This is a genomic window from Leptolyngbya sp. FACHB-321 (assembly GCF_014695975.1).
Lineage (GTDB): Bacteria > Cyanobacteriota > Cyanobacteriia > Leptolyngbyales > Leptolyngbyaceae > Stenomitos.
In genome coordinates this window covers 1-3,624 of sequence record NZ_JACJPI010000069.1, presented here as the reverse complement: position 1 = coordinate 3,624, position 3,624 = coordinate 1, and the positions used below count along the sequence as shown (strand labels likewise).

Annotated in this window: 3 protein-coding genes and 1 pseudogene; 2 read left to right on the top strand and 2 right to left on the bottom strand. The window is 49.6% G+C overall.

Annotated elements, in window-relative coordinates:
• Window positions 1–865: 865 nt before the first annotated feature.
• Window positions 866–1,400, top strand: a pseudogene (locus H6F76_RS18875) (IS1 family transposase); the annotation flags it as partial.
• Between the two features lie 85 nt (window positions 1,401–1,485).
• Here the strand turns inward: H6F76_RS18875 and H6F76_RS18870 are convergent.
• The gene (locus H6F76_RS18870) at window positions 1,486–2,709 is read right to left on the bottom strand and encodes a choice-of-anchor tandem repeat GloVer-containing protein (protein WP_190510611.1); all 1,224 of its coding nucleotides are present in this window, start codon (window positions 2,707–2,709) and stop codon (window positions 1,486–1,488) included.
• A gap of 170 nt (window positions 2,710–2,879) precedes the next feature.
• Here H6F76_RS18870 and H6F76_RS18865 point away from each other — a divergent pair, with 170 nt between their 5' ends.
• Entirely contained in the window at window positions 2,880–3,446 is a 567-nt protein-coding gene (locus H6F76_RS18865) for an SH3 domain-containing protein (protein WP_190510609.1), read from the top strand.
• Here the strand turns inward: H6F76_RS18865 and H6F76_RS18860 are convergent.
• The coding region (locus H6F76_RS18860; protein WP_190510607.1) for a transposase at window positions 3,427–3,624 on the bottom strand (198 nt) is incomplete at its 5' end. The two genes, H6F76_RS18865 and H6F76_RS18860, sit on opposite strands and share 20 nt — an antisense overlap.

The window sequence follows — 3,624 nt, the reverse complement described above, 5'->3', positions numbered from 1 at the left end:
GTACAAAGTCTGGGCTGACAGCAAAGCGGTGGGCTAATTGACGAATTGAGCCTTCACCTTGATTGTAAAGACTGACAATCTTTTGGCGCAAGTCGCAGGAGTAAGGTCGCATCGAAAGAGAGAAAATCGGTTTATTCTGTTCCCTATCAGTGTACTGAGCAAACTTGCACACTGCTATAGTACGACTACACGAGCCTGCGACGGTGAAGGGCGCTTGCCGTTGTCGCTCACAGTACGCTGCCATTATGTTGATGTGTCCGGTACGTTGCCCAGCTTTGAGGGCTTCGAATCGCTGACCCGTCGCACATCAGCCATAGCCATAGCCATAGTCATAGCCATAGTCATCGCGTTCATCCATGCCGGCTTCATCAATAGACACGCGGCGCGACGGCTCAAACTCAGCGAGTTGTGAAAGAAACTCCTCGCGTTTTGCAGCATCGCGTTCGCGGTAGCCGTCGGTCTTTTTTCCCGCGTGAATCCAATCTTTGCTAGGGCGCGGGAGATTGTGTGGGTGCTGACTAGCTCATGACATCGTTCAGCTAATTCTGCTTGGGTCTTGTCACCATGTTTTTGGACAAATGCCTGAAACTTGTCCTAATCAACAATGCAGTGACTGGGCCCCTGTTGACACCCTTGGGCAGCAGCAAGACTCCCCGTTTGACGCTGTTGGAGCCATCGGTCAAGACTATCGCGACTGCTGTTGAACATTGTGATCACCTCGCTTTTGGGCACACCACGATCCACAGCGGCAACGGCTTTTTCTCGCAAAGCTTGACTGTAGGCTTTTGGCACTCTAGGACAGCTGCGTTGCGGTCCTAGAGTGCCAAATCCCTTGCTGTTGATACCGCAACCCTAATGACGACCGCTATATGTCAATAGCATGGGTTTTCGAGGTATTGAACGAGTGACAGGGGTTTACTATACCACTGTCATTTGCTGGGTCAAACAAGTTGGAGAACACTCACCTGCTGCGTATGCTCCAGAACAAACCCCACAAGTGGGATAACTCGATGAACTAGGAACATTTGTGGGCTCTAAAAAACAAAATTTGGCTGTGGACAGCAGTAGATCACTTTAGAGCAGGCATCTTAGGTTGGGTGTTAGGTGACCATAGTGCAAAGACCTTTGAACCTTTATGGGCAGTGGTTAGAGCCTAACAGTGTTGTTTCTATGTCACTGATGGTTGGAGTGTCTATCCAGGCTTTATGCCAGCGGGAGACTCGCTTATGAGCAAAACTTATATGACCCGAGTCGAAGGTGAAAATACACGCTTGCGGCACTGTCTAGCCCACTTACATCGCAAAACATTGTGCTATTCCAAAGCGGAAGTAATGCTGAGACATTCAATCCGCTCGGGACTGCACTACTTGAGATTTTGGGATGTACCGATCCTCGCTTGATTCCTCCCTCTATTCAGCAACGCTCAATAATGCTTGATTGCCGTCTATCTGACTGCAAACCGTTGTATAAGCCTTATTCTCGTGATCAATTCACTGTTAGCCGAAAGACAGTACCGCGATCGCCTTGCCCACCCTGCCCAGTCGTGCCATAGAACGTGCCATCACTCGCCTGTATGAGGCTACGGGGAAATTTGCCGTTTATACCTGTGAACCGAGCAAGTATTGTGATTTGTCCTTGAGGGGTAATGCGAAAGACAACACCTGGTATGGTTGTTTCCCGTCCGACTGCGGTGCCGTAGAAGTTGCTATCACGTCCCTGAATCAAACTGTTTGGAAAAAGACTACGATCGAAGGTAGCGATCGTCGTTCGCTGACCATTAGGGGCAAGGCGAAAAAGTGTTCCCATCAACGTCACTCCATAGAAGTTACCGTCGTTACCTTGAATTAAGCGGCTTGGATAAGCCTCGCGATTCGCTCCTTGATTCAACCCTTGAAATGTCGTTAGGGAAATTAATTTATTGTCTGCGGTGAGCCGAAAAATGGTTGCTGCCCCATCAGCCATGTATTGCGTGCCATAAAAATTACCGTGCGTCACATAGAGATTGCCGTTTTGATCTTCAAAGACATCCAAGCCACCGGGGCGATTTCTCACAGGAGAAGCTTCACCAAAATCGATGTCAAATTGAACCAGGGTTGTCAGTTGACCATTGGGAGTGAGCCGAAACAAAGTTCCTTGCTGCTTTGTTCCGCCCATGTACGTGGTGCCATAAAAATTGCCATCTTTTGCCTGAATTAGAGGACGCTCAGGACGTGCGCCATTGGTGCGATCGAACACGACAAGGGTGGTGAATTGTTCTTCTGGAGTTACGCGAAAAACACTTCCAAATCCTCCTCCACCCGCCTCTCCACCGCCAGTGGTTGTGCCATACAAATTCCCGTCTTGCCCAACAATTAGAGGAGAATCGGAGTTATAGCCATTGATTTGGGCATCGAAGGTTATCAGTGTCTTCAGTTGTCCTTCAGGGGTCAGTCGAAAAACCGTTCCGGCTCCAGGATTTCCGCCAGAAGCAGTCACACCATACAGATTGCCATCCTTGGCTTGCACAACCCCGATTGGATCACTGCCATTGCTGCCGTTGAAATGGGCGATCGTCGTTAGCGTGATTCGGGTTGGAGAAGATTGCGTCGTTCGAATAGGGGAACTGGCAGGTGCAACTTGATCGACGGTTTTACACGCAGACAAGGCCAGCAGTGAAACAATCGCCAGAGAGCGGGATAAGGGAAGAAGTAGCTTTGATTTTTTCGCCATACGAAGGAAACAGATGAATTGCCCTATCCAGTTGACCAACACTGCACTATTCCCCAATACCAAGCTCTATTCCTTAAAACGCCACAGCATAAGGAATGTTCCGTCTGGAATGGGGCACAACCGGATAGGATCTATTCGTCTAGTCCTTCATGCCCTGTTTGGTTCTGGTTATGCGTTACTCGATTTCAGCGCTTTTTATTGTTGCGGCGATCGCTCTCACAAGTTGTACCGCAGGCAATTCACGCACAGGTGGTATTGAAACTTTACCGAGCGTGCCAGAGGAGAGATACACTCCTACGGCTACTTCCTCGTTTCCGGGTGAAGCGGCTCACTTGATCGATGAGACCTCCAACAATCCAGTAATCGTCCGGGCGGAACCGTCTGCTCAGGCTCGTTCGGTCGTCTCAGTTGGCAAAGAAGAAGTTGTTCAAGTCGTTGATTCTACCCGTGATAGGCAACAAGGCATGTGGTATTTGGTTCAACGTTCTTCCGGTCAGGAAGGTTGGGTCATGGGTCAGTTCATCCGATTCATCGGCAACCCTGATCTATCTGCACGTCCTTCTGTCGTAATGCGAGGGGGAGGACCAATCCTAGCTCAACCTGGTAATGAGGCTCGTGTGGTGGGGCAAGTTCGCGGTGGAGAGGTACTCACCATTTCCCGTTCCGTTGAAGTGCCAGAGTTAGACAATCGCAAAAGTATAGCTACCACCATAGAAGTTAGGACGCAGCCTGCTTGAGCACGGTTTCCATCGCATCGCGCAAAGGAGTGGCAGCACGTAAGTGTTTGCGAATACGACTTTTCAACCACGCCCAGCATTTTTCAATCCGATTGAGGTCAGGTGAATACGGTGGCAAATAGACGACTCGTGCTCCAACCACTTCAATCAATTGAGCAATACGGTCACCGTGGTGAAA